The organism is Sphingobacterium sp. SGR-19 (genome assembly GCF_011043555.1).
Classification (GTDB): Bacteria; Bacteroidota; Bacteroidia; order Sphingobacteriales; family Sphingobacteriaceae; genus Sphingobacterium.
In genome coordinates this window covers 105078-131025 of record NZ_JAAKGS010000008.1, presented here as the reverse complement: position 1 = coordinate 131025, position 25948 = coordinate 105078, and the positions used below count along the sequence as shown (strand labels likewise).

The following is a 25948-nucleotide window of genomic DNA, read 5'->3' as shown; positions in this document are numbered from 1 at the left end:
AAACTAGCCGAGTTTATCATCGCCTATTCACATGGTCATTAACAACAAAAAAAAGTATAAACACCTAGCCCTTGCCGTAGTTATGCTAACGGTACTATCTAATCTGGTTGCCCAGCCCGCTCCTACAATCTATACGACGTGGGCGCCAGGTTTTACACATGCGTTACAGCATACACATGATATGGCTCTACCTGCATGGGGTCCCTATTCCACTAAATTTAACGGCATATCGCATGTGCCAATAAAAAACGACGGTATTCGATTTGATGTCATAGTACAACCTTCGCTTTATTTCCGGAATGTCACTCCATTGGCCAGTACACAACGGGAATCCGGCTATCATCCTTGGGACGCTTCAGCTGACCTATCTTATTTTGCTTACCGATTTCAGCTGGAATGGAAAGATCAGGTATACTGCGACGTTTCGTTTAGCAAAGTAGACGAAAATAGTCGTCTTATTCGGGCGGCTTATGTGAATAATACAAATCGTCCCCGCAGCATGGCGCTCAATATCTTCACTTCCATCCAGCACCCTTACCAAAAAAGGGTGGCTATTGTCAAACCGCATGATATTAAGTTTTATCAAGCCTCCGATTATCTAGACTTCACGGACTCTATTAAAGCTTTTAACTATAATTTGGTTTACGACGGGCAATTACGGGGCCAGATTAAAGATGAAAACGCAGCCAGCAAAAGCGCTATCGTAGCTGGAAAAAATCCAGGTGAGAAACTATCGTATAGACTGAAAAACGACCGGAATATGCGCCAAGGGGTCATCTTGATCCGATACCGTTCGGTTGATAACGACGATGCCCAGCTAAGTATCGCCATCAACAATAACACCGGCATGACCGCGACCTTACCCTATACAAAGGACTACTCCTTAGTATCAATAGCCGTCGCAGCGATACCAAATGGTGCGCTGAACCTGAAGCTAAAAACCTTAAAGAAAGCTAAAATTGCGTTCGATGGGTTCATGCTGTTGCATGAAGATGAAATCTCTAGTATAAAATTTCAGGAAGCATCCATCAATCGGATACCAAAGGAAATCGAAAGTGGCCTCAAAAATTCAGCGGTCTTCAAATACGATGACATACCGGAGTATTATGGCATTCTATGGGAGGACAGCCTAGCGGACCGGAGAACACTGTTCGACGACAGCCCCGATAAAGCATTGGCACATTTTAACCATCTCGTCAAAAAAGAACATCGATCTTCCAACAAATCAAGAATAGGCGGCAACAATAAAGGATACTTCGAAAATATATTTTCGGCACCTATCAACGTCGCTCCGAGGCAACAGACAAATCGTTATGCTTACGTCGTTTCTGGCAGCAGTGCAAAGGATGTTATTAACAGACTCAAAACTTTAAGTTTCGATGAACACACTATAGATGACATCGCTAAGCGACAGCAAACTATTTCAGACAACTGGACAGTTAATAAAGCCGGTGAACCGTATATTTTCAGCCAACGACTCATGGCAGCGACCACACTCACCAATGTCAACTATCCGACATTTGCGGGGAACAATTATATGAAACACACTACCCCTGGAAAAAGATGGAGTGCTTTTTATACCTGGGATGCAGGATTCATAGGGTTAGGCTACTGCACATTGAATTTAGGTCGAGCACTGGAGAGCTTAAACGCTTACACCATGGATGTAACGGAGCAGTCTGCTTTCTTGGAGCATGGCACCCCCTTACCTGTGCAGGCGTATCTCTTTAATGCGCTGTGGAACGCAACACAGAACGAAGAGTATCTACGCTACTTTTATCCCCGTCTGAAACGTTATTATGAATTTTTAAACGGTGCGGAAAGTTCGCCTACCCGAAACCTTAAATCAAATTTGCTCCAAACTTGGGACATATTTTATAACTCCGGCGGATGGGACGACTATAGCCCACAAGTGTATATGCATAGGCATAAATTGGCCAGATCGACCGCAGCGACTGTCAACACCGCTCATCAGATACGATTTGCCAAATTACTCAAAATGGCGGCCACGTATTTAGGCTACCGGCAAGATGTAGAAAACTATACGAAAGATATTCAGCTGTACAGTAAATCGCTTCAGGAATTCTCATGGGACGAGGCATCTGGATATTTCGGCTATGTAAAGCATAATGGTAAGGGAGAGCCAAACGGAATACTGCGAGACGATTCGGGCGTTAATTTCAACATGGGACTTGACGGTGTAAGCCCGCTGATTGCGGGCATTTGTACACCGGAACAGAAAAGCAGGTTAATCGAACATATATTTAGTAAAGCGAATCTATGGACAGATCAAGGGATTACCGCTATCGATCAATCTGCATCTTATTACAATAAAGACGGCTATTGGAACGGACGGGTTTGGATGCCGCATCAATGGTTTATCTGGAAGACGATGTTGGATCTGAATGAGCCGGAAAAAGCGATACAGATTGCACAAACAGCACTGGACGTTTGGAAACGGGAAACAGAAGCAACATATAACTGTTGGGAAAATTTTAGTGTAGAAACGGGCAACGGTGGGGGTTGGCATCAGTTTGGCGCCTTATCTTCTCCTGTATTAAACTGGTTTAGTGCATTATATCGACCCGGCAATGTTACGCACGGGTTCAATGTATGGCCCGTTATGCAGAAATTCTATCCAGAAAACAATGGATTTGACGGCCAATTTCGATTGTTTGCAGACCAAGGTGAACATTCTTCCTCGCTGCTTTTCTGCTTGAATGATGCTTACGATTACCAAGCTACGCTCAATGGTAAAAGTGTGCCGCTGAATAAAGTACTCGATGGTTTATACACGATTAAAATTGTCCTGGAGAAAAAACACAACGAAATTTTTAATTTAGAAATAAAACCGCAAGAAACGATAATATGAAACGATTCCGCTTGCTCCTGCTCTTTCTATCTGTTGTACTGTGTTCGTCAGCACAACAAATACACGATGACTGGGCTTTAGGTCCGTTCGTCCGGCCGGAAGGCGCTAACCCCGTCATCTCCCCTGATCCAAACACCACCTTCTTTGATCCAATGAGCAAACAGGAAATCGCCTGGGAGTCTAGTGACGTTTTCAATCCGGGAGCCGTCGTAAAGGACAACCGAATCTATGTTTTGTATCGCGGCGAAGACAAATCTGGCATGGGCATCGGTAAGCGCACTTCGCGCTTAGGCATTGCGGAAAGTAAAGATGGTATCCACATGAAGCGAAGCAAAAAACCGATATTCTATCCCGATGAAGATGAACAAAAGGGAAATGAATGGCCGGGGGGCTGTGAAGATCCACGTATCGCGGTCACAGAAGATGGTTTATATGTCATGCTGTACACCCAGTGGAATCGAAAAGTGGCTCGTCTGGCAGTGGCGACTTCCAGAGATTTAAAAAACTGGACCAAGCATGGACCGGCTTTCCAGACTGCACATAAAGGTAAATTTAAAGATCTATTCTGCAAATCGGGATCTGTCGTTACCAAATTAGAAAATGGTAAACAGGTCATCACCAAAGTCAATGGAAAATACATGATGTATTGGGGCGAGCGCTATATGAATATTGCTACATCGGACGATCTCATCAATTGGGTCCCCACCTTAAATGAAAAGGGCGATCTGGATCTGGTGGTCACACCACGCCGAGGCTATTTTGACAGTGATTTAACCGAATGTGGCCCTCCCGCTCTCCTAACCGAACATGGTATTTTAGTGTTGTACAACGGTAAAAATAAAGGTGGTGCCGGTAGAGATACAAATTATACCGCTAACACCTATGCCGCAGGACAGGTACTCTTTGACCTCAACAATCCTTCGAAGGTTATCGGTCGGCTAGACAAACCTTTCTTTGTGCCTACCGAACCCTTCGAAAAAAGTGGACAATACCCGGACGGCACCGTGTTCATTCAAGGGCTTGCCTATTTTAAAAATAAGTGGTTTCTGTACTACGGGTGTGCCGATAGCCAAGTAGGCGTTGCTGTGTACGACCCCAAAAACAAAAATTAATTATGAATTCTTTTACCAAAATCAATATGATGCTTAAAAAAACGGTTTTATTTTTATTGACAATTTGTACTTTTCAGTTCTCATTCGCCCAACATAAAGAACTGACAGACTTTCCCGAAGGTTATGCTCCAGAAGAGGTTGGCAAACTTATCGCTTATCGTTTTGTGTATATGGGCAATGCCTTACATGCTGGAAAATGGATTGGCTATCCGCAGACGTTTTATTGGAAAAGTGGACTCAACTTTGCCGAACTAACGCAGGACAAATATCTTACCTCGTATCTAAAAAACCGTTTTGAACTGCTGTTCGACAAGGACAAGGCATTACTTCCGATTAAGAACCATGTGGATCTGAACATGTTCGGCAGCCTACCTTTGACGCTATATCGCATCACGGAAGATAAGCGTTATTTCGACCTGGGACTTCCCTATGCCGATACACAATGGGAAGTGCCTACTGATGCTAAACCCGAAGAGAAAGCTTGGGCTGACAAAGGTTATTCTTGGCAAACACGCCTTTGGATAGACGACATGTATATGATCACGATCGTGCAGAGCGAAGCTTACAAAGTAACTGGCGATCGGAAATATATCGACCGTGCAGCTAAGGAAATGGTGCTTTACCTGGATGAGCTACAACGTCCGAATGGATTGTTTTACCACGCGCCAGATGTTCCCTTTTATTGGGGACGCGGAAATGGTTGGATGGCCGCAGGTGTGACCGAATTGCTACGCTATTTACCGGAGGACAGCGAATATCGTCCACGTATTTTGGAAGGATATCGTAAGATGATGGCTAGCTTGAAACAATATCAGCAGCCGAATGGTATGTGGAACCAGTTGATTGATGAAGCGGATTGTTGGGCAGAGACTTCGGGATCAGCCATGTTCGCCTACGCCTTCATCACCGGTGTGAAACAAGGTTGGTTGGATTCGAAAGAATATGCGCCGGCAGCCCGTAAAGCATGGATAGCATTGGTAGACTATGTGGATGAAAAGGGGAGCGTATCGGAGGTGTGTGTTGGTACCAACAAAAAGAACGATAAACAATATTATTATGATCGTCCGCGCAGAACAGGTGATTTCCATGGACAGTTTCCTTATCTGTGGTGCGTGAATGCTTTATTGGAGAAGTAATAACGATAATTTTCACTCCTACCAAGCTAATGTTCCCTTTTTTCGTAGGTAGTGTTCGTAAAGTAACACACCATAGTTGCCTTAAAACCATACAGGGAGTTCTTCTATGTTACAAACTCGCGTAGAGGAATGCCTTATATGTCCGTACAGCCTTCGTCCAGACTAGCAGCACATCATTTAAGGATGACATGGTCAAAAGCCACTTGATGTGCGACCAATACGGTACCGAGAATAATAAACGATATCGGAGCTGGTTGTCGAATGTGGCGCGCGACGTAATTATAATTGCATATAAAAGCAAATATATATAAGTTTGTAGAGCAAGTAGATACATGAGGAATGGTGGATTATAAGGTTTACGGCGATCGGGAGTTAGTCCAACTTATACGTGGTGGTGACGAACGCGTGTTAGTTGAGATATACAATCGCTATTGGGAAAAAATGTTAGCTGTTGCGTTTAATCGATTAGGTAATCTAGAAGAAGCGGAGGAATGCGTTCAAGACGTGTTATGCAAATTATGGAAGTTACGCAACGATTTCTCCTTGGCTAAAGATGAACTTGCATACTATTTAGCTCGCGCAGTACGCAATCAATCATTTAATATTTTAGATCGCCGGCACCGCGAACGTTTAAAGGCAGAAAGTTATTCTCCAATTGAGATGGTAAACCTTGACACGCCGGAACGCGAGCTGATTGCACGAGAGTTAGCACAACAAATAGACAAGGCGATTTATTCCTTGCCTGCACAATGCAAATTGGTATTTACCTTAAGCCAACAGGAAGGTCTTTCTACGAAACAAATCGCTGAAAAACTTCACCTTTCTGAAAATACCGTTAAATCTCATTTAAAGAAAGCGAATAAAGATATCCGTAATAACACGGAATTGTTAACCACAATCATATTTATCCCTGTTTTTTTTCAATAATCTACCTTGTAAAATCAATTTTTTAAAAAAAATTGTAATTCCGAATCACCCTCACCACCTATTTTTCTGTCTATATAAATAGATAGGCAGAAAAAAAGATGATCCACGATCCTAAATATATTGAGCAATTAGTTTATAAGTTCAAAAATAGCAGTATTAATCCCCAAGAGTTACAAGTTTTAATCGATTGGTATAACAGTCATGACGATACTGCGGTTACTATACCTTTGTCCGATGGTGAAAGTTACCAGCAGATAAAGATCCGGATGCTTGATGGCCTGCTTTCGAAAATTCAAGAAGATAAAACCATACCCTACCATCGTTATAATATTCGAAAGCTTTACTGGATCGCTGCTGTAGCAACATTAATTATATCGATAAGCATTTGGGCCAATCATGTTTATGTAAACAAAAGTGTAGAACCTTCTACATCGGTTCGTACGACAATTGAGCCAGGAGGAAACAAAGCTACGCTTACATTGACCGACGGCAGACAGATTAATCTCAGCACCTCACAGGATGGAATTGTCGTGAACAACGGCATCACCTACGACGATGGTACAACTGTGCAAACAGACGGCTTATTAGATGATGTCGATGATAAGGTCGCAAAGTTGGTGTTACAGACTCCACGGGGTGGCACCTATCGGGTCACCTTGCCAGATGGCACTCTGGTGTGGTTAAATGCAGCTTCTAAGTTAACATACCCTCCCCATTTTACGGATGAACAGCGTGTTGTCGAACTAGAAGGCGAAGCGTACTTTGATGTACAGTCTGCATATCGAACTGATGGATCAAAAAAACCTTTTAAGGTGGTCAGCAGTAAGCAAGAAATTGACGTACTGGGTACACAATTCAATATCTCCGCCTATCCCGATCAAACGTCGAGCAAAACCACCCTCATCGAAGGTAAAATAGCGTTGACAGACCAACACAAGCAGGTGTTATTGTCACCAGGCGACCAGGCTGTTACGACGCATTTAGGCACACGTGTTCAACAGGTTGATGCACGTAATTACATGGCCTGGCGCGACGGAAAGTTTAGCTTTGATGGTAAATCTTTTGCTGAAGTAATGACTGAAATTGGCCACTGGTATGATCTAACCGTTGCCTATGAAGGGCAAGTGCCAGCTGTCGAATTAGCAGGCGATGCTTTCCGCAATCAAAACATAGGCCTTGTCCTACGCGTGCTCGACGTCGCCGACATCAACTACAGCTTAGATTCTGTCAAGCGCAAGCTTATCATTAAAGGAAAGAAACTATAACACTTAAAAATCAAGATGCCTATGAAATAACACGAATAATCAATCCGAACAGATTGTACGTAAAATCAAAAAAGAAGGAAAGGCCCCACCCTTTCCCTTGTGATCTGATTTACGACAATTACCTAAACACTACAAGCAGATATTGCACCAACCTAAATCAAGGGTAAAATTAATGAATATAAATTACTTAACACGAGTGATGAAGATCATCATGTTCTTAACTATGGCTGGACTGTTAACAGTAAGTGCGTCCAGCTATTCCCAGCAAATTACGCTAAAAGGAAAAAACATTCCCTTTAGCCGTATTGTAGAAGCTATCCGGCAACAAACAGGCTATACGGTATTCAGTTCCAAAAGTTTGTTGGAAGAAGCCAAACCCGTCACTGTCGATGTGCGAGGCGTGCAATTAACGGCTTTCTTGGGACAAATTACAGCCAATCAATCTATCGCGTATCAGCTAGAAGATAAAACCATTTCCTTTTCTAGGAAAGCGAGACCCACGCCCGCCGTCCCGGTCCTTAAGGCTGAAGTGCAGCAACGCTTAATCGTAGGATCCGTAGAGCACGCGGAGACCAAAGCACATCTTGAAGGTGTCACCGTGCAGGTTAAAGGAACTAAGCTGAGCAGCAGCACCGATAGCAAGGGACGCTTCAGACTCGTCCTTCCAAATGGAAATGAAGAAACATCTTTAGTTTTCACCTATATTGGAATGAAGACCTTGGAAATTGCGTATAAAGGTCAAGAAAGCTTGTCCGTCCAATTGGAACCCGCTGCCGATGCTATTAAAGATGTGGTCATTACCGGGATCTATCAACGGACAAAAGAAAGTTTTACCGGATCATCGGCTACCTATACGGCCAAAGAGTTGCAGATGGTAGGCAATCAAAATGTTTTTCAAAGTTTAAAAACATTAGACCCCTCCTTTGCTGTTATTGATAACAATCAATTTGGATCGGATCCCAACCGAATGGCCAATATCGAAATACGCGGCAAAAGCAGTATTATTGGTGTAACCGACGAATTTAGCTCAGATCCAAATCAGCCTTTGTTTATTCTTGATGGTTTTGAGAGTACATTACAGATCATCAGCGATCTGAGCATGGATCGCGTAGAAAGCATTACGTTATTAAAGGATGCCTCTGCGACGGCCATCTATGGTTCAAAGGCTGCAAACGGTGTCGTTGTGGTCGAGACGAAACGACCAGTACCTGGACAACTACGCATCAATTACAACCTAAATGGCTCCGTAAATTTTGCAGATTTAACAGACTATAATTTAATGAATGCGGAAGAAAAGCTGCAATTCGAACTTTTGTCGGGCTTCTATGGTTTGTTGAATGAAGATGGAAATTTACTAGTTGGCGCCAACCCAGCCAGTGAGGCAAATTACAACAACCGACTGAAGGAAGTTCGTCGCGGTGTGAATACCTATTGGCCTAATGAACCCCTACGTACAGCGTTGACCCAGCGACACACGCTTTTTGCCGAAGGTGGTGATGCGAATCTTCGTTACAGCGTCTCCGTTAACCACGGAATTACAAAAGGGGTGATGGAGGGTTCTGATCGACAAGCGACAAACGGGAATATACGTTTACTCTATAGAAAGGGTAATTTCGCTATAAACAACTCGCTGAGCGTAGATAATGTTCAGGCCAACAGAGAAACTGTCCCATTTTCCAGTTTTTCACGTGCAAACCCGTACTATCGAAAATATGACGCGTCCGGACGTCCCAATAAGCTACTGGAAAATTACACATATTATGACGATGCGTTCAGACCGCAGACGGTTAAAGTATATAGTCCACTCTACGATCTGAGTAACTTAAACATCGATGAAGAACGAACGCAAGGTTTTACGAACAATTTAGAGGCTGAAATACGTATAAGGGAGCATCTACGCGCACGTGCCCGATTCGGCATCCGTAGTTTTAGAAATCGTGGCGAAATATTCAGATCTCCATTTAACAGTGAATTCGAAGAAACAGATGTCTTACGTAAGGGAAGATATGACGAAACCAATGGTAGAACAACCAATTATGATGGTGACTTCACGCTAACGTTTGGGAAACTTTTTGCCGAAAAGCATATGGTAAATGCTGTCTCCGGTTTCCGAATGGAACAAGCGACACGTTTACAAAGTACTTATCAGGTTCGTGGATTCGTAGATGATGAATTTTCTAATCCAAACTTTGCACTAGCTTATCCTGAAGGACAGCGTGCGGATTATCAAGATTCGAAACGCCGTGGCGCAAGCTATTTCTTAAATACAGGGTACGCGTATGATCAACGTTATCTCCTCGATGCTACGTTGCGTTCCGATGGCTCCTCTGTTTTTGGGTCTGAGCGACAATTCTCTACGATATGGTCAACTGGTTTGGCGTGGAATATACACAACGAACCATTTATCAAAGAGCGTAACCTAAATTGGGTTAACCAGATTCGTCTGCGTGGATCAATCGGTAACCCTGGTAATCAAAACTTTGACGACTATATCTCCATGCGCCTTTACCGGTATAACAACGAAAACCGCAATCCTTTTGGAGCCAGCACATTAATTAGTAACATGGGGAATAGGAGTCTACAATGGCAAACTACATTAGATCGAAATATCGGTTTTGATCTAACAGTATTTGACAACCGATTGAGAATTAATGCAGATTACTTTGTTAAAAATACCGATCCGTTGCTCGTCATCGTTTCGCTTCCATCGTCTACCGGCGTAACCAGCATTGCACAAAATATAGGTGAGCAAATTACGCGTGGTTTTACCTTCATTACTGACTACGCCGTCATTAATCGTAGCCAACTAAGATGGCGTGTCAATCTTAATATACGTCAACTCAAAGATGAATATCAAAAAATGGGGAATAAGTTGGGTAGCTTTAACGAAGCCAATAAAAGTCGTAATCTTGTTCGTTACTACGATGGCGGAAGTCCTTCGGATCTTTGGGCTGTCCGTTCGGTCGGTATAGATCCCGCTACTGGGCGAGAAATATTCCTAAACCGCCATGATGAACAGACCTTTGTGCACAACTATCAAGATGAGGTCGTCGTTGGAAATAGCGATCCTAATCTGGAAGGGGTAATCGGAACAAATTTTTTCTATAAAGGTTTTACAGCTTCGGCTTACTTAAGGTTCCGTGTCGGCGGGCAAGCTTTTATGCAAACGCTTTATGAGAAGGTCGAGAATATATCCATGCAGAATGTCTCGCTAAACCAAGATAAACGTGCCCTATACGAACGTTGGAAACAGCCGGGTGACGAAGCGCGCTTTAAAGCAATTTCACGTACTGAGACTACCCCCATGTCTTCTCGTTTTGTCGAAGATAACAATCAACTCATTGGGGAATCATTTTCTTTGGGCTACGAAAATACAACGGCAACCTGGTTAAAATCCATACGTGCCTCATCCGTGACGTTTAGAGCGTATATGAACGATATTTTTCATATCTCAACAATAAAAAATGAACGTGGTATTGATTATCCGTTTGCACGATCGGTATCCTTTTCAGCAGCAGTTCGATTTTAATAGATAAGTAATTATGAAAACAATATACAGATTATATTTTTGTTTCTTCCTGTATTTACTCACGCATTCGTGCAGTAAGTGGGTAGATGTGAAACCTACTGACCGCCTTACCGAAGATCAGCTTTTTGTCAACATAGAAGGTTATCTCAAAGCTTTGAACGGTGTGTATGTGGAAATGACACATGAATCCTTATACGGACAAACAATGACTACAGGAGCAATAGATGTTCTTGGTCAATACTATTTTATAAGTAGTTCTACGCATAACTATCAAAACTACGCTACGTTTGCCTATACGCAAGAAAATGTAAAGACTACATTTGATGACGCTTGGCGTAAAGCGTATGAATTGATTGCTAACTGCAATGTTATCTTAGAGAATTGCGGTGATGAACCTAGCGAGGTACTTCCTCAGCCGTTTTATGGCATTATTAAAGGGGAGACATTGGCCTTGCGCGCGATGTTGCATTTGGACATGTTGCGCCTGTTCGGGCCAATCTATACCGAAGAAAACAAGGCAACTTTGGCTATCCCTTACGTTAATAAAACTGGATACGATATAGCTCCTTTGCTTGGATCTGAAGAGATCATGGTACAAGTAGTGGCTGATCTTGAAACTGCTATATCACTGATGGCAGATACCGATCCGATACGCACGGAAGGTGTCCGCAATGGGAATAACCCTTCGGGATCTAACGATCTCTATTATCGTCAATATCGTTTAAATTACTATGCAACAAAAGTGCTATTAGCGCGCGCTTATTTATGGCAAAATAATAAAGCAGATGCGCTGACGCAAGCGACAGAAGTACTGGAGGAAGTATTTGCTGAGGAACAAACGGTTTTTCCCTTCGTGACCTTCACGCAAGCGACCGATCCGAACGCACCAGATCGCTTGTTTAGTTCTGAGGTGATGTTTGCCTTGTATGACATCAACCGGGACCAAATGTATGACAGGCTCTTCAGCGTAAATCTAACGCCGACGAGCAAGCTGTCGTTTAGTGCTGGCGATGAGAACAGAGCGCGCGTCGACGAAATGTACGATGACGGGAACGACTACCGTAGGCGGATTTGGCAAACGGCATCTAATGCTACGGAATCCGCTACGACCAATATGAAATATGCCGACATTGTGGACGGTCCGGGAAGGTACATGATCCCATTAATCCGGGTTTCCGAATTATTACTGATTGCCGCAGAGTGCCATCCAGACCTAACCATCGCAACGGAGTATCTGAACGCGTTGAGGATCGCGCGGAATACGGTTAACCTCGCGCCAGCGACAGAGGGAGCACTAAAGCTAGAGATCGGCAGGGAGTACAGAAGGGAAATGATTGGCGAAGGGCAACAGTTCTTTTTTTACAAACGGAATGCCTACCAGTCGATACCGAATCACGCTACCATAACGGGCGTCAAAACAATGGTTTTGAATAATTATACGGTTCCGTTGCCCGATAGCGAAACCTCACAAAGAAACTAAACTCACGAAATATAGCGATATGAAAATAATATTAATGTTTATCCTACTTTTTCAAGCTGCAGCGTTCATGAGTTGCGAAAAAGAATTAATGGAGTATGAAGGACGGGAAGGCGTCTATTTTGCCGTGCAACACGGTGACAGCAATCGGTCTCCAGAATCTTGGCCGTATCAACCTTACACCAATGTAGATTTTGTAAGGATTGGGCTAGAAGAAGTTGAGATTCCAATAAAAATTGCTATTACAGGACCTGTAAAAGATTATGATCGCGTCTTTTTTGTAGATGTAAATCCCGATTCGACAACGGCCATCCTGCATCAGCATTACGAAGCCATTGCGCGTGAATGGGTTATTCCCGCAAGAGCAGTATCCACAACAGTTAAGGTGCGCTTAAAGCGTACACCGGATCTGGAAGAAGAGCCAAAAACGTTGGGCCTACGTTTAACTGGCAGTGATGACCTCGCCTTGGCTTTCCCCGAATGGGACGCCATCCCCTCTCTTGACGGCGGTGCTACCGTAGAAGAATTTGACGCCAGTTTACATACGCTAAGGATAAATGATATCATGGTAGAACCTGAGATCTGGCGAGGTACAATACGAAATGGTAACCTTGAAAGCGGGCTGTTCGGTGCCTTCACTCGGAAAAAAATGGAATTTTTGATTGAGAATCTGGATTTAACCTACGAAGACTTTGCAAGCGAGGAGAGCATGCCGCTAGCACGCTCTCTGCTTATTGGAAGCGATGCCTCGAAGATCTTAATCGAACGCTACAACGCAGGCGATCCAATATTAGAAGATGATGGCCGGCTCATGTTTATCGGTAGTGTCCCCTGGACTTCTTATATCGGCGTTCCATGGGTTCCTGGCCCGTAGTCATAAAAATAAGAAACTAGCATATAATAGCATTTTCAAATTAACAATAATTGAAATTTAATGAAATTACTTATTTACTCCATAGCAGTTTTGTCTTTAATGGCGATTAGTTCTTGTAGCAAAGATTTGGGGAATTACGAATATTCAGATATTAATGAGTTAACAATCCTGGGGGTGGAAAGTGAATATATATTACGTACAGGCATAGACACATTACACATTCACCCTGACATCGATGCGACTATACACGATGAAGATACAGGAGACTACAGCTATTTGTGGATATTGGAACTAGAAAGGGAAGAAAAAACAGTGCGTGATACAATTGGTCGCGAACGTAACCTCGATTATGCGGTACGACTGGAGCCAGGTGAATTCAATCTGTATTATCGAGCGCTTGATAAACAGACCGGCGTCACTTGGATTGCGAATACACGCCTTATCGTCAGCACGGCTTATTCTAAAGGTTTACTCATTATAGGAGAAGACGAACAAGGCTTTGCCGAGGCTGAAATGCTCGCTATGCTAACAGATACGGTTCATATCAGGCGAATTCTTTCAACAAGCGGGCTTCCTCCCCTAAAAGATCCCATCAGCCTAGTACACACGGGTGGCGGGGCAAATTACAGAAAGCTATGGGCATTCACTAAATCCGGATCCTACTATCTGGATCGCTCGACACTAACCGCTACGGCGAACAATAATTTCAGTCGGATATTATATATATCAGAAGACATAGATCCTGAGACGCTAAATCCCGTCGTCTTAGCACCTCAAATACGCACAGCAGCCGGCGCAATTGGCAGTAGCGTGTATCGGGCAATGGTAACCACAGGAGGCGATGTATTTGCGGGTGCACCAGTTTTGTCCGGAGGAGACTTCTTCAACAATCCGATTAATCGATTGGCGTCCGCACCCCAGGTACGAATTCCAGCCGCCCCGTATTTACTCTATCCTATTGGCAGCATGAACTCGATAATGTGGTACGATACGCAAAATCAACGCTTTCTTAATTACACTGGTATAGCGATTGCAACATCTTCAACGGTTTTGCCGGATGACGGCGGCCCCTTCCCCTGGAACCAACCGGCAGGACGAACATTGGTGTACGCCGAAAATACGCGTAATAACGACGACGGCTCTACCCATGGAAACTCGTTCGCGATTATGAAGGATACAGATAATACACATCATGTCTATAAGTTTTATGCGAACGGGACCAACCCGGGCAAACGCGCTGCATATACAATAAAGCCGATTGCAACAGATTTTGATAAAGCAGACTTTTATGCTTTTTCTTCCAACCGTACCGTGATCTTCTACTCCGCAAACAATAAATTATATGCGTATGACTATAATCCTGGGTTCGAAAAAATTTATAGCTATCCTGAACTTAGCACAGATGAAATCACCATGTTGAAATTTGACACACAAATCGACCACTTAGCGAATAGTCTCTATATCGCTACCTATAACAGCGAAACTAAGGGTACTCTACGTCGCTTCCTTGTAGGTTCAGATCCGAACATAGTGGAATTACTTCCACAGGAAAACAGCACCTGGACCGATATGATCAAGGTAAAGGACATCAATTGGCGAGCGGTAAATTAATTTATAAACATTTTAAAAAAAAAACATGAAACTAACACATATTTGGATATTTATTACGTTGTTATGCGGCCCGGTAGCATCCTTTTCTCAAAGCGGAAATTTTACGATTAAAGGCAAAGCAAATCCACGGCACAATAACAAGTTCATCAAGTTGTATTACGTTAACGATACAACCAAAATCACAGACAGCGTGATGGTAAAGAACGGCCGTTTCAAATTAAAAGGGCACATACTTTCGCCCACCATCGGGAAATTAGGGATTCAGGACGGGCAAACTGTTGATTTCATTGATTTGTTTCTTTCCAAAGGAAGCATCCGAGTCTCCGCAAAAGATTCCATTCGCTATGCCGATATCAGTGGCACAAAAATGGTTGAAGAACACGAGCGATTGGCCAAGCAAATAAGGCCTTCAGAAACAAAGCTCTTTGACGCGTTGAACACGTTTAAAAAGATGCCAGAGGGTGAAGAAAAGAAAGCATATATCACGAAGTTGATACCCGAAATCAGTAAGCAGCACCGTGCTAAGCAGCAAATAGTTCATGAATTTGTAACAGAAAACCCCACCTCTTACGTTTCCCTTTATTATCTCGATAAAACGGCACTGGGAAGATTGGCCAACTATGAAACCACCTATCCCTATTATGAAAAATTGAGTGCGACATTAAAGGAGACCGCACTTGGGAAACAATTAGAAGAGCGTTTACTTTCCGCCAAAGGTGAATTGACCGGGACAGCTTTTAAAGACTTTTCTTCTACTACTCCAGAGGGCAAAGCCCTTAGTTTGAACGAAGTGATCAGTAAAAATAAATACACACTTGTCGATTTCTGGGCCAGCTGGTGTGGCCCCTGTCGCAAAGAAAATCCACATGTAGTGGAAACATTCAATGCGTTTAAAGACAAGGGATTTACGGTGTTAAGTGTATCGTTGGATACTGATGCGAATAGATGGAAAGCTGCCATTGAGCAGGATGGGATGCCTTGGTATCATGTATCAAGCCTTAAAGGCTGGAAGGAACCAGCGGCTGCGCTATATGGCGTGCGGGCCATTCCACAAAATGTATTGATTGATGGTCAGGGAAAAATTGTGGCAACCAATCTCCGTGGCGAAACCTTGTTTAACAAGATCCAGGAACTGCTAAAATAAATAACATGCATAAATTTAAAAATTTAAAAGCCCTATCCGTGCTGTGGTTCAGCTTATTCGTATTACATACAGCGATGGCACAAGAAACCTTCCACCTTAAAGGAGATATATCGAGTTCCGCAATGGAAGGTAGTGCGGTTCTACTGGCCTACTCTAACGGAAAATCGTTTAAACACGATACGACACGTGTCCGTCAGGGTCATTTCGAACTGAAAGGAACTGTTGACAAACCTGTAAAAGCCCTTCTTTTCGTTGGTTATTCTAAAGAAGAAGAAGCAAAAACAAAGAAAAGAGGTGAAACCATTCATTTTTATCTTGATTCGGGAATCACCACGGTAAAAGGAGAACATCTAGAAACGGCTACTATAAAAGGAAGCTCCGTACAGCGTGATTTTACCATCCTTCAACAGCAACTTAAATCTATCGGCTGGACAGATAAAGGCAAGAAGGAAGATATCCTCCTCGCAAAAAGAGATAGCGTTCACTTAGCATTCTTAAGGTCGTATCCCGCTTCTCCAGTATCGTTGGATTTGATGAAAGAAATAGGTAGACCCAATCTTCTCGCGAACCGATACGAAGAGATGTCAGAAATATACAATAACCTCCCTCAGTGGTGGCGTGATTCCGAAGATGGTCGGCGCGTTGGCAGGTTTTTACTTGGAGCGAAAAAATTGGGCATAGGAAAGGATGCTATTGATTTTACAATGAATGATGTAGCGGGCAATCCGGTCAGTCTGTCTGATTTTCGTGGAAAATATGTACTTTTAGACTTTTGGGCTTCATGGTGTATACCTTGCCGTGCCGAAAATCCACACCTTGTCGAAGCGTATAAGCGGTTTAAAGATCAAAATTTCACGATCCTTGGTGTTTCACTCGATAAAGAAAGCGGTAAACAAAAATGGCTTGATGCGATCGAAAAAGATGGTCTCCCTTGGGTTCATGTATCTGATTTGAAAGGATTCGACAATGCCGCTGCCGAAAGCTACGAAGTACAGTCTATCCCTATGAATTACCTCATCGATCCAAAAGGTAAAATTATCGCAGTCGGTCTACGGGGAAAACAATTAATCCATCTATTGGAAAAAACACTGTAAAAATACGATGTCGGCGCACGGAAGTATAACGTCTTCGTGCGTCGACATCGCTTTGTCACACGGGGAGATGATATTGGTCCTCAGCGGGCGTATGTGAGAGAAGAACTTTTATATTTTCTTCAACAGCGACATACCAAAACCTGGTGCCGAAGGTGGGATTAATTTACCATCTTTGACAATGTAACCAGAAAGATCGACGTCATCCGATGTGCTCGTTACTCCCTCTATGGTTACAGTATTCCCTAAACCTCCGGCTAAATGTGCCGTATAATTGGTCTTGAGAAGTGAACCCCAGGCATGTGGTGAAGCCTGTGCACCCAATCTTTTGAGTTCTGGCATCAATCGTCGCCAATTGGTAAATCCAAGTCCTTCTATATCCGTTAAGTGCACATCCAATAAATCCTGCTGAATAAGTTCTCTCAAAAATTGCTGATCGGGATCTGCTTCACCATCCGCCAGTAAGGTTTGTATATCTTCACGCTTTATAAAATTCCGCAACTTTTGATAGTCTGCAACAGTTTCATGAAAGGGCTCTTCTATCCAAAATAGTTTAACACCGGCAATACCTTTCAGGTAGTCAATAAACTGATCAGATGTAAATCCATTATTACCATCTACTAGAATGCCGCAGTCGGGGAAAGCTTTATGTACCGCCTTGGTTACATCAATATCCCGCTGCAAACCCTCTCTATACGACATCCATTTATGTCCGCGACCTATTTTCAGTTTGAACTGCCTGTAGCCTAGATCATAGTCATAACGGCATTCTTCCAATATACGGTCAATTCCTGCAGGTTTGTCGGCTGGCTCCAGATCATCGAAATAGATCATTCCGCTATAATAGTCCGTGATAAACGGTTTGTCTTGCCCCAGTATACTATATACCGGCTTTTGTAAAATGATGCCGGCTAGGTCATGAAGTGCCATATCGAACGGAATATGCCGAGCCTGTAAGGTACCCTTATTGACTGCAAACAAGTCGGATACTTTTTTCCCAACGAGTTCACCCAAGATCTTTTCAGCCTCGTGTTTTGGGCCCCGTAAAGAAGCCCAGCCCATGGCTCCCTTATCAGTCAACAGGCAAACTATTTCTATATTCGGTCCGTAGCCATGTAGATCGAGTCGCGCATTTTTCCCGACCAGACGAGGATAGTTCAATTTTACTGTTGAAAATTTAATCTCCTCTATCCGATGATATGCCAACGCTTTGTCATCTTCGCTTCGATCTAAAAGCGATGTTAAATGTGTCGCATGACTTTGATTATTAAAAAGGGCGACGGAGGCAGCACCTACATGGAGCGCGCGTAAAAATGTTCTTCTTTTCATGCTGTGTTCGTTTATAATATCGTGTTATTTCACCACCACCGGATGAATAGCATCACCAAAAATACGAATAATACCCTCAGCTGAAAAATCCATCTGGTTTATAAAAGACGTCCGAGGCTGTACGTTATTTTCGTTTGCATGGGCATGATAAATGTATCTAAAGCTACCGTTAGCAGTAACAAAAGGTGCACCATGCCCCGTGCCTACCAATCCATCAGCAGCAGGCATATCTCTGCGTAAAACGGGATTCCCTTCGTACTTCTTCCAAGGTCCTTTAGGTGACGTAGCTGTTGCATAACCGACAGCATAATCTTTACTCTCGAAGTGATTTGCCGAGTACATCAAGTAGTACGTATCACCGCGCTTCAGCACAGATGGCCCTTCCGCAATGGTACCTTGTTTTCTCTCCCAAGCGTCCTGCGCACGGATACATTCGGTTAGGGTTTCTGGTTTAATACTGATTAAATCGTCGTTCATTTCCGCTACCCAAATTACGTTACCCCCTGTAAAGCGCACGTAATAAAGATATGGAGTACCATCCTCATCCATATAAAAATGCGTATCGATTGCCTTTTCGGTGACAATCGGCTTCTTTTCCTGCTGTATAAATGGTCCCTCAGGCCTGCTAGATGTGGCGACACAGATATGCTCATCAACCGAATAGAACATATAGAACCTATTTTTGGATTCCACGTAATAGACCTCTGGTGCCCAGAACCACCTATCGCCCCAAGAATTCTCTGGAGATAACGCCAAATGCTCGCTGCGTCTCCAATGTTTCAGATCTTCGGACATATAGACTTCAAAACCATTGACGCGCGTTCCGTAGGCGTAGTATTTACCGCCATGATATAAAACATAAGGATCGGCAATCGGCAATTTATTTTCGATGACTTCATAGGAATTCTCCTCAGCAGGCGTGGCTGTTATCGTGTGTGCTTCCGATTTTCTTCCATAATTATCCATCGCTATTGCGGTAACTTTATAGGTAGCATATCTCGGCAATTTTAATACATACGAACTTCTACTTGCACCGTCTACGCGTATATGAGGCGTGACAATATGCTCTGTATCGGTTCCCTCTTCCGTGTAAGAAAGGGCTACCGAAACCGTGCCCGGCGGATTAATCCAACTGAGTCTCAGTTCGTTTTTCTTGTTTGTTTCTTCCGCGACCAAATCGGACACTGTTGCTACGACGACGGTCGCTGGGTCATCATCTTTTTGGTTTTCTGTGGGGGCTACGTTACTACTGCTTTTGCATGACCAGAACAGCGTAAGCGCCAACATAAAACAGTTACTAAACATGAAGTTGAATTTAAGCATTTTCATTATATTTCCAAATCTAAAAATTACCACTGAATCTGCTGATCTTCATCCGGTATCAAGGTATTTAAATCGCGCTGCATCGATAGCGTCCCTTCCGTTTCATATTTTAACCGCAATCCCGGTACGGAGCTATAATCCTCGATTGAATACGCGAAAGAGAGGGTAATGTATATGTGTCTTAAATAAGGCTTTACAGGATCCCACTCTTGATCGATGGTATAGTATGGTTGATCACCTTCTACCTTAAAATTGTTATTTTCGGTATTATCGCTCCATATTTCCAGCTTTTTCTTAATATTCAAAAGGTCTATTGCCTCATCTGTAAATCGTACAAAAACCTTATAATTTTTACGATCAAGATAGTCGACATCCCTAGTGGCGGCATAAAAAAAGATAGTTTCTTCATCAACCACATATGATCGATAAGTATCGAAGGTTAAAGAATTAGCCGTATCTTTTTCCAATATCATTTTATACAAATTACCGCTATATACGCCCGAATAATCATTGAATGGAGCTATACGCAACATCGCTCTTTTATAGTGTTTATGTGGATTTATCTGATAATTACCTGTAGGATCTTCCAGGATCTGCAAGGGAAGCACCCATTTATCCGCTTCATCTATACCCGCCAGTGAAAATTCGATCGGAATAGTCACTTGGCTTTCTCCTGCCGGAATAGTGATGGTTTCTGGCATACTATAATACTTATCTTCTAATAGTCTGTAATAAAGATTCTCTCTTTCCCCAAACTGCTCTCGGTTCAAATAGTCTAGTGTATCCAAATCCAATCCCAAACGGACAGTGCGATCTTCAGCATTCGGGGTCGAACCACTAACAATTACAGGCAGATCAAATTTGACTTTCCCATCCTCTTTATAGCGCACGTATGTCCAGCTTACACCCTCCGTATTGGGCACCGCCTTGAAAGATACCAGATGCTCATACTGTTCATCTTCCCACTCATTATTGCACGAGATGCAACACATCAAGGCTGTCATTACTAAAAATAGGTTATATATCTTCTTCATCATTTTTAGAGATTATATTCATTATTCAGGGTTTGTCCAACCCGGATTTTGTGTCAGTTCTTTATTCCGTCTCAATTCATCCCAATGGATCGGCCAAAACCACATCTTCAGCGTGAAAATAGAGGGTAAGGAAGGAACTGCTACGGGTGTATGAAAATAATCAGGTTTATCACTTGATATCCATGTATTACAACCATATATAGGTGCCGCCTCCTCTGTTGGTGCATCCATCCATCGACGCAGATCGAAATAGCGATGGCCTTCCGCAAACAACTCGATCTGCCGTTCGCGCTTCAGGCTCATCCGGAATTTGTCCGCGTCGCCATATATCTCGTCCTCGTAATCTGGCAATCCCGCCCGAATTCGTATCGGCTGGACGCCCTGTTTCATTTCGGCTACATCCCGGAATATGGTGTGTGTTTTGCTGCCGTCGTAAGAGGGGACACTATGGCTTCCACTTAGCTCGTTTAGCGCCTCCGCATAGATTAAGAGCACCTCTGCATAGCGAATGGCGGGGTCCGCTTTTTGTTCAATATTACTGACATCGTAGCCTGTATTGGTTGAAATCATTCTCGTATCGTTCGGATGGACAAATTTCTTAATGCCAATACCGGTACGTAACCAATAGGTAACGCCAGGTCTATAACCATTCACTTCGTCAAAATAATAGAATACCTGTGGGTTTTTTAACTCTGGGTAATTGATTTCGTTATCCAGATTCCATGTCGAACCGTTATAGGCAACGGATGCGTAAAAGCGCGGCTCACGTCTCACATATTGTTTGTGGACTTTCTCAGCCTGGATGCCGAGCTCAGGGTAATCACTGACTTCTTCTGCTTTTACAACACCAGACGCCCGGGGCAATGTATTATAACGACCAGCGTATCCCGGACGACCAGCGTACATATCGTTCATACCGGGTATATCGGTACCATCGTTCATATAATAGGCATCAGCCTGCTTTTGGGTCATGCCGTGTGAGTTATAACCGTTGGCATTTCCACGCGGCAATTGATGCAACACCATGACGCGGATATTCTCTCCACCTTGGTTCTGGCCGCGTGTAAAAATCAACTCCGGATTCTGGAAACTAGGAACCTGCCCATTGAACAAAGCGCGGTAGGATTCGAAAGGGTCGATATCTCGCCAGCCCAAAGGCCAGTTATTGTCTGAAAAAGCCGGGTCATAGGGAGGTGTTACCGTTGCTGGATACATAATATCTCCGGTTTCCTTCCGATAAGCAACGTATAGCTGATAACGCCCTAAATCGATTACGTCCTTAGCTGCTGCAGCGGCCTTTGCCCATTTGAATTCATCATAGGTCGTCGGGAGTAAATGATTTCCTTGTTTATCAACTAAGGCTGCTGCAACATCGGCCGGTGCTTTGCCGTTATACAATGGACTCGCTGCAAATAGCAATACTCTAGCACGAAGGGACAAAGCGGCGCCCCGTGTAGGGCGAGTAATCTGCTGGATACTCCGACTCATCGGAAGTACTTTTGCAGCTTCTGCCAATTCGTGATCCAGATAAGCGGCACATTCCTCATAGCTATTGCGCGGCTGTGCGATGTCGTCGTAGCTCTCGGTATAATCTATACCCTCATCCGAGATAATGGGAACTGGACCAAACGTACGAATCAGAACCCAATAAAAGTATGCTCTTAAAAAACGGACTTGTCCTTTCATATCCGCTTTTTCGACATCTGAAATCTCGGTATTTATATCGATATTGTTCAAAAAAATAGAGGCCTGACGTATACCTTGGTATGCCCTCTCCCAAATGAGTTGATTTTCGCCGCCTAAACCTGTTTCGTTGTACTGCCCCTTTTTCCATCGCGCATACTCATCGCTCATATCGCCGTAATACATATCGTCTGCGAAATTAAAACGTACTGTTTTCTTGCTCGTTACATCCTGCATTACATTTGTACCCAGAAAATAGTAGGTACGCGCCAGCCATCTATCTACATGGTCTCTGTCGGCAAACGCCGTTTCCGTCGTCATCCGTTCGTCAAACAGATAATCTGAATCAAGGTATTTAGCACATCCACCTAGGATAGATATGAGTCCGACAGCGGATAGTATGATCGTTATTTTTTTCATTTTCTTTGTTGTTTATAGATTAACTTGTAAACCGAACGAAAGTGTCTTGCTTAGCGGGTATTCCTTTCCATCCGAATTTCCCAGTTCGGGATCCCAAAGTTTGAAGTTGGAAAACGTAAGCAAGTTGGTCGCGATAAAGAAGAATCGCGCATTGTTAAGTCGAATCCTGTTAACCAAAGTTTTAGGTAAAGAATAACCGATATCCAGCGTTTTTAGACGCAAATAGGATCCGTCTCTTAGCCAGTATGTAGAAGCTCTGTAGTTGTTAGGATTACCTCCGTAGCTTAGTCTTGGGTAATCCGCATTCGGATCCTCGTTTTCTCCAAGCACCCAACGATTACCATAAGCCATTTGACTAAGGATATTTCCCCAACCTTCACCGGCTGGTCCACCTTGGAACATATAGACTGTAGTACCATTAATAAAGAAGCTTGATTTTCCCGAACCCTGGAAATGCATGTTGATATCCAATCCTTTCCAATTGGCAGAGAGACCAAATCCATAAATTAAATTAGGTCTAACAGTAGCCCCGATAGCTGCCACATCCGTATCGTCCACAATACCATCCCCATTAATATCTTTGTATTTGATATCGCCCGGCATCACCTCGCCGAACGTCTGCGTTGGACTATTGCGGATATCATCGTAATCTTTAAAGAGTCCTAAAGCGATTAACCCACGGGCCTGACCTACTCGATGACCTTGTTGTAGGCGGTAATCATAAATTGTGTTTTGCTCGTCCCGCTCTAATATTTCATTTTTGCTATAGGTCATATTTCCACGCAATGTGAAATTAACGTTATTTACCCGTTGTTTAAAAGCAACGTTACCATCAAAACCTCGGACATCAACCGCACCCACATTTCCAGAGGTATTTCCTTCAAGACCAACAAAACTCGGTAGAAACTCACGGGTCATGTAGATACCTTCTCGCCGCTCAGAAAATAGATCAAGCACGCCGGAAAATTTGTCTTGAAATAAAGAGAAGTCAATCCCAAGGTCTTTTTTTGTTGCAACCTCCCAAGAAACATGTGGGGACGAAACCGAACTATAGCGCATCCCTCCGCGATAATTGGGGGATTGGATATCGCCAAAGTTATAGCCGCCAGAGGGGTCGCCATCTTCATTAACGATTGTTTCAATATCATACAAATACGGGAAACGAGTATCTCCTAAATTATCGTTACCGGTTTTCCCATGTGAATAACGGATTTTAAACATATCCACCCATTCTGCATCTCTTAAGAAAGGCTCTTCAGCTACGTTCCATGCACCGGAAAAGGCCGGAAAAAACCCAAATCGATGATCGCGGTGGAAATTTTCGGAACCCGTGTACCCAAAGTTAAAATCCACAAAGTATCGACGATCAAAGTTGTAATTAACACGTCCCGACAAACCTTGAATACGCCGTGCGATACCGTTTTTAAGGTCACTTCCTATTCCTTGCGTAAACACCTTGGATGACTGCATGTATTTGGCAATGGCGCCAAAATGATGCTTCCTGATATTTTTGTTATAGATGAGGTCCCATTCAAAAAAATCCCGCCGTTCGCCATTGGATCCAGATGTTTGCGTCATTATCTGCTCTTCAGAAACACGTGTAAACACGAGCTCACCATTGTTACGAAAACGAGCCACATTCCACAATTCGGGGAGTTTAAGCCGTTTAATCCAGTTATGGTTATTGGTATCATAACCATATCGTGCAATAAATCTTAGTCCTGGTGTAATGAACTTCAGGTTCTGCTCTAAGTTTAAAGTCGTTTGGATATTATTCGTCCAATTTTCGTCATATCCGGTCATCGTCCCTTGAACCCAAGGATTAAGATTACCACTTGAACTCGACCATGAAGGTATCTTCCCGTCTGAATAAGTTATCGGAAACATAACGGGGTTATACCCCATCAACGAAGTCCAGATAGCATCCGTGCCGATACCGGGATCATTCTTCTGACGTAAGGAACCGGAAACACCTGCTCTTAACAATGTCGATTTTGTAACATCCATGTCTACGGAGAGACGATAAGTATACCTTTTGAAATTCGTATTGGTATTGTAATCTTTCAAAGCTTTATCTACTTTGTACATTCCCTGTTGATTTTGGTACCCACCAGAAACATAATATCGTGCGGTACTCCCACCTCCCCTTAAGTTCAATACATGACGCTGGCTGTAAGCGGCATCTCGCATCAGCACGTCCATCCAATCTACATCAGGCAACAGATCAGGATCCAACCCTAAACGGAGGATTTCTAGTTCTGCCTCCGAATACAACGGCTCCTGATTGCGGGTGGTCTTGGCTTCATTGGCCATGGAGGCATATGTGTACCCGTCTACAAAATCAGGGAGCTGCGTAAAGGAACTTAAAAAACCTTCCGTCTTAGCGTTAATACTCACCTTCCCATCTTTACCGCGTTTGGTATTAATCAAGATGACCCCGTTTGCTCCGCGGCTACCGTATATGGCGGTGGCGGAAGCATCTTTTAAAACAGTAAAGGATTCTACATCTTCCACATTGACTTCGTTGATATCCCTTTCGAAACCGTCGACCAATACTAGTGCGGCACTACCACCCCCAAACGTCGAAATGCTGCGTATCCAAAATTCGGAAACCGCGCCGGGTCTTCCCGATGTCTGCATCGCCATCACACCCGGCACCTGTCCGGCAAGAGCGTCCACCATAGAGGTCGATGGGTTTGATTTTAAACGTTCTACATCCACGGTAGTAATTGCGCCCGTAACTGCAATCCGGCGTTGATTTCCCGTGGCGGTCACCACCACTTCATTGAGCACGCTGGCATCAGACTCCAACATGGTAACATTGATCTGTTTTTGTTCATTTAACAGTACCTCTACAGTATCATATCCAACGAATGTAAAGACCGCGGTTTGGTAACGACGCATCTTAAGACTATATTTTCCGGCTTCGTCCGTAATGGCACCGAGTCCTGGCACGTTACTAATCGATACATTGACACCAGCAAGCGGCTCTTTTTTTACATTGGTTACCACACCCAGAATGGTTATTTCCTCCTGCGAAGCTCCTTCCTGCGCGTGCGTTTTAGCAATCATACTCAAGAAAACAACGCATGTTAGCATTATCAAATTCTTCATTATCATA

At 43.5% G+C, this 25948-nt stretch carries 16 protein-coding genes; 11 read left to right on the top strand and 5 right to left on the bottom strand.

Features of this window, described 5'->3' with window-relative positions; all coding sequences use genetic code 11:
• Positions 1 to 31: 31 nt before the first annotated feature.
• From G5B43_RS14965 to G5B43_RS14915, 11 genes are all read left to right on the top strand, one after another.
• Positions 32 to 2872 (top strand): MGH1-like glycoside hydrolase domain-containing protein, encoded by a 2841-nt coding sequence (locus G5B43_RS14965; protein WP_165295609.1) that lies wholly within the window; start codon positions 32 to 34, stop codon positions 2870 to 2872.
• Positions 2869 to 3984 (top strand): glycoside hydrolase family 130 protein, encoded by a 1116-nt coding sequence (locus G5B43_RS14960; protein ID WP_165295608.1) that lies wholly within the window; start codon positions 2869 to 2871, stop codon positions 3982 to 3984. Before G5B43_RS14965 ends, G5B43_RS14960 begins: the two co-directional genes overlap by 4 nt.
• Before the next feature lie 26 nt (positions 3985 to 4010).
• A complete protein-coding gene (locus G5B43_RS14955) occupies positions 4011 to 5120 on the top strand; it encodes a glycoside hydrolase family 105 protein (RefSeq protein WP_240904879.1) in 1110 nt (369 codons plus the stop codon).
• Between the two features lie 339 nt (positions 5121 to 5459).
• Positions 5460 to 6047: an RNA polymerase sigma factor gene (locus tag G5B43_RS14950; protein ID WP_165295607.1), complete on the top strand. Its 588-nt coding sequence runs from the start codon at positions 5460 to 5462 to the stop codon at positions 6045 to 6047.
• Between the two features lie 98 nt (positions 6048 to 6145).
• Positions 6146 to 7312: a FecR family protein gene (locus G5B43_RS14945; protein ID WP_165295606.1), complete on the top strand. Its 1167-nt coding sequence runs from the start codon at positions 6146 to 6148 to the stop codon at positions 7310 to 7312.
• 172 nt (positions 7313 to 7484) lie between these two features.
• The gene (locus G5B43_RS14940) at positions 7485 to 10841 is read left to right on the top strand and encodes a SusC/RagA family TonB-linked outer membrane protein (RefSeq protein ID WP_240904878.1); all 3357 of its coding nucleotides are present in this window, start codon (positions 7485 to 7487) and stop codon (positions 10839 to 10841) included.
• Positions 10842 to 10854: 13 nt separating this feature from the next.
• The gene (locus G5B43_RS14935) at positions 10855 to 12321 is read left to right on the top strand and encodes a RagB/SusD family nutrient uptake outer membrane protein (protein WP_165295605.1); all 1467 of its coding nucleotides are present in this window, start codon (positions 10855 to 10857) and stop codon (positions 12319 to 12321) included.
• Between the two features lie 19 nt (positions 12322 to 12340).
• Entirely contained in the window at positions 12341 to 13192 is an 852-nt protein-coding gene (locus G5B43_RS14930) for a DUF4843 domain-containing protein (protein WP_165295604.1), read from the top strand.
• Between the two features lie 60 nt (positions 13193 to 13252).
• Positions 13253 to 14803: a PKD-like family lipoprotein gene (locus G5B43_RS14925; RefSeq protein WP_165295603.1), complete on the top strand. Its 1551-nt coding sequence runs from the start codon at positions 13253 to 13255 to the stop codon at positions 14801 to 14803.
• A 25-nt stretch (positions 14804 to 14828) separates the two neighbouring features.
• The gene (locus G5B43_RS14920) at positions 14829 to 15947 is read left to right on the top strand and encodes a TlpA disulfide reductase family protein (RefSeq protein WP_165295602.1); all 1119 of its coding nucleotides are present in this window, start codon (positions 14829 to 14831) and stop codon (positions 15945 to 15947) included.
• Between the two features lie 5 nt (positions 15948 to 15952).
• Positions 15953 to 17041 carry a TlpA disulfide reductase family protein gene (locus tag G5B43_RS14915; protein WP_165295601.1) on the top strand — a complete coding sequence of 363 codons (1089 nt, stop codon included), beginning with the start codon at positions 15953 to 15955 and terminating at the stop codon, positions 17039 to 17041.
• A gap of 108 nt (positions 17042 to 17149) precedes the next feature.
• Here G5B43_RS14915 and G5B43_RS14910 read toward each other — a convergent pair whose 3' ends face one another.
• Genes G5B43_RS14910 through G5B43_RS14890 form a run of 5 tightly spaced genes read right to left on the bottom strand, consistent with a single transcriptional unit; the run spans position 17150 to position 25941 of the window.
• Positions 17150 to 18367 (bottom strand): enolase C-terminal domain-like protein, encoded by a 1218-nt coding sequence (locus G5B43_RS14910; RefSeq protein ID WP_165295600.1) that lies wholly within the window; start codon positions 18365 to 18367, stop codon positions 17150 to 17152.
• A 24-nt stretch (positions 18368 to 18391) separates the two neighbouring features.
• Complete coding sequence (locus tag G5B43_RS14905; RefSeq protein WP_206367375.1) at positions 18392 to 19672, bottom strand: glycoside hydrolase family 43 protein; 1281 nt, start codon at positions 19670 to 19672, stop codon at positions 18392 to 18394.
• A 44-nt stretch (positions 19673 to 19716) separates the two neighbouring features.
• Positions 19717 to 20727, bottom strand: a complete 1011-nt coding sequence (locus G5B43_RS14900; RefSeq protein ID WP_206367374.1) for a DUF4973 domain-containing protein — start codon at positions 20725 to 20727, stop codon at positions 19717 to 19719.
• Positions 20728 to 20745: 18 nt separating this feature from the next.
• Positions 20746 to 22827: a RagB/SusD family nutrient uptake outer membrane protein gene (locus G5B43_RS14895; RefSeq protein WP_165295599.1), complete on the bottom strand. Its 2082-nt coding sequence runs from the start codon at positions 22825 to 22827 to the stop codon at positions 20746 to 20748.
• A gap of 12 nt (positions 22828 to 22839) precedes the next feature.
• Complete coding sequence (locus tag G5B43_RS14890) at positions 22840 to 25941, bottom strand: SusC/RagA family TonB-linked outer membrane protein (protein ID WP_240904877.1); 3102 nt, start codon at positions 25939 to 25941, stop codon at positions 22840 to 22842.
• Positions 25942 to 25948 lie beyond the last annotated feature (7 nt).

What these genes read in the sequence shown, in the direction of transcription:
- G5B43_RS14965 (WP_165295609.1), top strand. Translation starts at nt 32, where the DNA reads ATGGTCATTAACAACAAAAAAAAGTATAAACACCTAGCCCTTGCCGTA.
- G5B43_RS14960 (WP_165295608.1), top strand. Translation starts at nt 2,869, where the DNA reads ATGAAACGATTCCGCTTGCTCCTGCTCTTTCTATCTGTTGTACTGTGT.
- G5B43_RS14955 (WP_240904879.1), top strand. Translation starts at nt 4,011, where the DNA reads ATGATGCTTAAAAAAACGGTTTTATTTTTATTGACAATTTGTACTTTT.
- G5B43_RS14950 (WP_165295607.1), top strand. Translation starts at nt 5,460, where the DNA reads ATGGTGGATTATAAGGTTTACGGCGATCGGGAGTTAGTCCAACTTATA.
- G5B43_RS14945 (WP_165295606.1), top strand. Translation starts at nt 6,146, where the DNA reads ATGATCCACGATCCTAAATATATTGAGCAATTAGTTTATAAGTTCAAA.
- G5B43_RS14940 (WP_240904878.1), top strand. Translation starts at nt 7,485, where the DNA reads ATGAATATAAATTACTTAACACGAGTGATGAAGATCATCATGTTCTTA.
- G5B43_RS14935 (WP_165295605.1), top strand. Translation starts at nt 10,855, where the DNA reads ATGAAAACAATATACAGATTATATTTTTGTTTCTTCCTGTATTTACTC.
- G5B43_RS14930 (WP_165295604.1), top strand. Translation starts at nt 12,341, where the DNA reads ATGAAAATAATATTAATGTTTATCCTACTTTTTCAAGCTGCAGCGTTC.
- G5B43_RS14925 (WP_165295603.1), top strand. Translation starts at nt 13,253, where the DNA reads ATGAAATTACTTATTTACTCCATAGCAGTTTTGTCTTTAATGGCGATT.
- G5B43_RS14920 (WP_165295602.1), top strand. Translation starts at nt 14,829, where the DNA reads ATGAAACTAACACATATTTGGATATTTATTACGTTGTTATGCGGCCCG.
- G5B43_RS14915 (WP_165295601.1), top strand. Translation starts at nt 15,953, where the DNA reads ATGCATAAATTTAAAAATTTAAAAGCCCTATCCGTGCTGTGGTTCAGC.
- G5B43_RS14910 (WP_165295600.1), bottom strand. Translation starts at nt 18,367, where the DNA reads ATGAAAAGAAGAACATTTTTACGCGCGCTCCATGTAGGTGCTGCCTCC.
- G5B43_RS14905 (WP_206367375.1), bottom strand. Translation starts at nt 19,672, where the DNA reads ATGTTTAGTAACTGTTTTATGTTGGCGCTTACGCTGTTCTGGTCATGC.
- G5B43_RS14900 (WP_206367374.1), bottom strand. Translation starts at nt 20,727, where the DNA reads ATGATGAAGAAGATATATAACCTATTTTTAGTAATGACAGCCTTGATG.
- G5B43_RS14895 (WP_165295599.1), bottom strand. Translation starts at nt 22,827, where the DNA reads ATGAAAAAAATAACGATCATACTATCCGCTGTCGGACTCATATCTATC.
- G5B43_RS14890 (WP_240904877.1), bottom strand. Translation starts at nt 25,941, where the DNA reads ATGAAGAATTTGATAATGCTAACATGCGTTGTTTTCTTGAGTATGATT.